The following is a 4,860-nucleotide window of genomic DNA, read 5'->3' on the forward strand; positions in this document are numbered from 1 at the left end:
TAATGATCGGCAGGATCATCGGGCGGCGTTTTGTTTTTTCGAATAAGAATGGTGCGATGGTATCCGTAATTTCATTTTTAATTTCGGACCATTGCGTGGTGCGGCGTTCCATCACTTTTTCAACATGCGTACTAACCAGCTTTTGTGCTTCTTTAATCAAGTCTTCAGACTCTCTCATATACACGAATCCTCGAGATATGATGTCTGGGCCAGAAGCGATCTTGAATTCTTTCATATTGATGCTGACCACTACAATTACAAGTCCTTCTTCTGAAAGGATGCGGCGGTCTCTTAATACGATGTTTCCAATATCGCCGATTCCACTTCCGTCTACATAAACAGAACCTGAAGGAATTTTGCCGGCAACCATTGCTTCATCTTTACCAAGTGCCAACACATCACCGTTATCCATGACAAAGCAGTCTTCAGGTTGAAGGCCGCAATCGTGGCTCAAGTTCGCATGTTCTTTTAACATACGGTACTCACCGTGGATCGGCATGAAGAATTTAGGTTGAATTAATCGAAGCATCAATTTCATTTCTTCTTGACTACCGTGACCTGAAGTATGAATGTCGTTCAATGGGCCGTGAATGACTTCCGCTCCTGCACGATATAGTTTGTTAATTGTACGGCTGACACTAATTGTGTTTCCAGGGATTGGGGAAGACGAGAACACAACGGTGTCGCCAGGCTGAATTTGGATTTGACGGTGAGTTCCGTTAGCGATTCGGGAAAGAGCCGCCATAGGTTCACCTTGAGATCCAGTACAAAGGATTGTCACTTCATTGGCAGGAAAACGATTGATCTGCTGAGCATCAATGAACGTATCTTTTGGAGCACGGATATAACCGAGATCCTGACCGATTGAGATTGATGCTTCCATACTCCGACCAAACACCGCAACCTTTCTGCCATATTTCACAGCTGCTTCAACGACTTGTTGCAGACGGTGAATATTTGAAGCGAAGGTAGCAAAAATCAATCGACCATCAACGCGAGAAAAGATGTCATGAATACTTTGTCCGACCACACGCTCGGACTTCGTGAAGCCAGGAACTTCACTATTTGTACTATCTGATAACAGGGCGAGAACGCCTTCTTTTCCAATCTCAGCCATTCTAGCTAAGTTGGCAGGCTCTCCAACAGGTGTGAAATCAAATTTAAAGTCTCCTGTGTGTACGATATTTCCAGGAGGTGTCTTAACTACGATCCCGTATGAATCCGGAATACTGTGCGTCGTACGGAAGAAGGACACAGATGTTTTACGGAACTTGATGACATCATCTTCCTGGATGGTGTGCATCTTCGTATTCCGCAACAGTCCATGTTCATCCAGTTTATTACGAAGCAGACCAGCCGCTAGCTTTCCAGCATAAATAGGGATGTTTATTTCACGCAGCAAGTAAGGGATTCCACCGATATGGTCTTCGTGTCCATGGGTGATAAACAGCCCTTTGATTTTATCTTGGTTTTGTACAAGGTAGGTATAGTCCGGAATAACATAATCGATTCCTAAAAGTTCATCTTCCGGGAACTTAATACCTGCATCAATGAGGATGATTTCGTCTTGGAATTGTACGCCGTATGTGTTTTTACCAATCTCACCGAGTCCGCCAAGTGCGAAAACAGCTGTTTGGTCATTTTTAACAAATTTCATGCGTTACAGATTCTCCACAGCGTAATCTTCGGATTGTTGTTCATATGCCAAGTGATCCTCATCAAGCACCTGGATATATTCGATATTAAACCCTTTATTGGCCAATTTTTTACGAACTTGTCTTTCGGTTTCCGCTTCTACGTACATGGCCTGTGTACGTTCGCGCACAGGAACCTCTTGTGCAAGTTCCTGATATAATACTTTGAATATCATTACTTTATCGCTCCTAACTAGATATAATTTCCACATTCTTGTCCTGTCATCAATCATAGCACGTTTGTTTGTCGTATGGTAAGGATAATGATAGTCATCCCTATAAAAATATTCCGCATTCATGACTTATGCGTATCTTTTACGTTCCATCAATTTTTTCCAACGTTTTCTAAGCTTCCTTCGAAGACGCTTCATCATTGTGCCCATCTCCTTTCGCTGATGAAGAAAAGCGCCAAAAACGTTAAACCGCCCAATCCCTGTTACCTCTAGTATAATACTGTTTCTTTAAGAATGAAACATTTACCTATTAGAATTTATTATTATCGTGTGTTTTTCTTCTCAAACCTATCCTCTCGTGCTACAGTATAGCCAAATAGTACATAGAACTATTATAGTAAGATAAAATAAACGATGACGGAGGAAAGATGATGAGTAAAAAAATTGCATTTTTCGATATTGATGGCACCTTGCTGGACCATGACAAGAAATTGCCTGATGCAACAATCCAAGCTATAAAAGACTTGCAAGAAGCGGGAGTTTATTGTGCAATCGCCACGGGGCGTGCTCCTTTTATGTACCCTGAATTGAGAGAGACGCTTGGAATCGATTCCTTTGTAAGCTTCAATGGTCAATATGTCGTATTTGAAGGGGAAGAAGTCTACAAAAACCCTTTATCAGAGCCTGCACTGGAAGCTCTGTATGCGGATGCCGAATTAAACAACCATCCAATGGTTTTCATGGATCACGAGCAGATGAAAGCCTCAACACCCGATCACTCCCATATCGAAGAGAGCCTAGGTTCCTTATACTTAGATCATCCACCGGAAGATACGGCTTTTTTCAAAGGAAGAAATATTTACCAATCGCTGCTATTCTGTGAAGGGGCGGAAATTGAAGAATACCGGAAGAACCACCAAGCATTCGATTACATCCGTTGGCATCAATTTTCTTGCGACGTACTTCCTCAAGGCGGTTCGAAGGCCGAAGGGATAAAAAAACTTATCGAAGCTGCCGGACTAAAAATGGAGGATGCTTACGCATTTGGAGATGGGCTGAATGATATTGAAATGATCCGTGAAATTGGAACAGGAGTAGCTATGGGAAATGCTGTGGAGGAAACAAAAGCTGTAAGTGACTTCATTACAGACGATGTTAGTGAGAGTGGATTAGTGAACGCCATCTATAAATTAGGTTTATTGAAAAAATAGCACAAAAAAGCCTGCACATCATGTGCAGGCTTTTTTTATGAATGTTACCGATCCGCAGGGGTTGCATTTTCTGGTTCTTTGAACGGATCTTGTTTATCGATGTGATCGTAGAACATGATTCCGTGTAAATGATCGATCTCATGTTGAAAAACGATGGCAGCATAGTCTTTTAAACGCAGCTTCACATCATTGCCCTCGAGGTCTGTTCCTTTAACAGTGATTCTTCGATAACGAGGCACATATCCTGGCACTTCACGATCGACCGATAGACAGCCTTCACCTGTGGACAGGTACGTGCGTTCAACAGAGTGACTCACGATGCGAGGGTTAAAAAGGCCATAACTGTAGAGTTTATCTTTGAGGTCTACAAAGTGAACGGCTAGCATCCTTTTGTTGACATTGATTTGAGGTGCAGCAAGACCCACTCCAGGGCGAAGGCCATAACGGTCACATACTTGCTCATCCTGACTGTTTTTTAAATATTGAAGCATCTCCTCAAGTGTTTCTTTATCTTCTTCTGAGGGGGGGAGAGAGACTTCTTCAGTCACCTTCCTTAATGCGGGGTGACCCTCACGAACGATGTCGTCCATTCTGATCATAGTTATACATCCTTTCTATATGGAATTCGATCATAGCATTTGCGCATAGGAATGTGTACCTGTATCCATGCAATGTCTTCTTGAATGAGTCGTTATTTTAATCCAAGAAGGTTTGTTTAGCTGCCATGTTGAAGCGTGAATTAATGTTCCAACAAGTGATTCCTATATTGGAAACATTTGAAAAAAATCCACTTTCAATTTATTTTCATTTATTATACTATTGTACATATGCCGAGATTACAATAAAGATTTGTTGTAAGAACAAGGGGGAAATTTTTGTGCGTCGTCGATTTATGCTTTATGCTCTTCTCATAATAGGCACATTTTTGTTGTCTGCGTGTACGGGGCAGTCTGCTCAAGAAAAAATCTATGATCATTTAGAGAAAGCAGTCACATTGGAAGATGCTTTTCGTGAACAGCAGCAACCTTTAGTTGATTTGGAAAATAAGGAGCAGAAATTATACAACGAAATCATTGATTTAAGTATGGATGAATTCGATCAAATCAAAGAAAAGTCTAAAGAAGCAGCCAGTATCGTTGAAGAGCGAAGAGAAAAACTTAAGCTTGAAAAAGACAGTATTGATTCAGCTAAGGAAGAGTTTGATAAAATCAAACCTTTACTAGACGATTTAGATGAAGAGCAAGCGGAAGCGAAAGAAGTGGGTAATGAACTTGTAGAAGTCATGCAAAAGCGGTATGACGCCTACCAAAATCTTTACAAAGCCTATGATGAAGCCCTGACGCTTGATGCTGAATTGTATGAGATGCTTCAAAAGGAAGATTTGACAGAAGAACAGCTTCAAAAGCAAGTGGAAAGCATTAATAAAAAGTACAAAGAAGTTACAAAAGCTAATGAAGAGTTCAATAAATACACAGAACAGTATAATAAGAAAAAGAAAGAGTTCTATGAAGCTCTAGGGATCGAAGTTACTTACAATGAGGAAGAGAGCAGTAATACCTCAGAAGAAAACTAGAGAAAAATCTTAAAAACCGTCGTTCGCGACGGTTTTTTGTTTACGCTTTGCTAACCGATACGGTTGTCTTTGTTATAGAATTATTTCGTAAATAAAAAGTTGTTTTATAAAAGTTATTCAACAATCGTGCAGGATTGTGGAAGACTCGATTTCGAGATACTTTCGGTTCGGTTGCTAAATACGGATTAGGATTGGGTGGGAAACAACTC

5 protein-coding genes are annotated in these 4,860 nt (G+C 40.8%); 2 read left to right on the forward strand and 3 right to left on the reverse strand.

All coding sequences use genetic code 11. The features are described from left to right. Both rnjA and LD39_RS01245 read right to left on the reverse strand, forming a co-directional pair. A partial coding sequence (gene rnjA / locus LD39_RS01240; protein ID WP_035541990.1) for a ribonuclease J1 occupies nt 1–1,657 on the reverse strand: 1,657 nt, incomplete at its 3' end. A 3-nt stretch (nt 1,658–1,660) separates the two neighbouring features. After that, the gene (locus tag LD39_RS01245) at nt 1,661–1,870 is read right to left on the reverse strand and encodes a DNA-dependent RNA polymerase subunit epsilon (protein ID WP_035541992.1); all 210 of its coding nucleotides are present in this window, start codon (nt 1,868–1,870) and stop codon (nt 1,661–1,663) included. A gap of 428 nt (nt 1,871–2,298) precedes the next feature. On the opposite strand from LD39_RS01245, the gene LD39_RS01250 reads away from it, so the two are divergent. Beyond that, complete coding sequence (locus tag LD39_RS01250) at nt 2,299–3,078, forward strand: Cof-type HAD-IIB family hydrolase (RefSeq protein ID WP_035541994.1); 780 nt, start codon at nt 2,299–2,301, stop codon at nt 3,076–3,078. A gap of 44 nt (nt 3,079–3,122) precedes the next feature. On the opposite strand, the gene def is transcribed toward LD39_RS01250, so the two are convergent. Next, nucleotides 3,123–3,677 carry a peptide deformylase gene (gene def, locus LD39_RS01255; RefSeq protein WP_035541997.1) on the reverse strand — a complete coding sequence of 185 codons (555 nt, stop codon included), beginning with the start codon at nt 3,675–3,677 and terminating at the stop codon, nt 3,123–3,125. Between the two features lie 278 nt (nt 3,678–3,955). On the opposite strand from def, the gene LD39_RS01260 reads away from it, so the two are divergent. Next, nucleotides 3,956–4,651, forward strand: a complete 696-nt coding sequence (locus tag LD39_RS01260; protein ID WP_231572496.1) for a YkyA family protein — start codon at nt 3,956–3,958, stop codon at nt 4,649–4,651. Nucleotides 4,652–4,860: the final 209 nt, after the last annotated feature.

It is taken from the genome of Halobacillus sp. BBL2006 (assembly GCF_000786645.1).
GTDB lineage: Bacteria > Bacillota > Bacilli > Bacillales > Halobacillaceae > Halobacillus.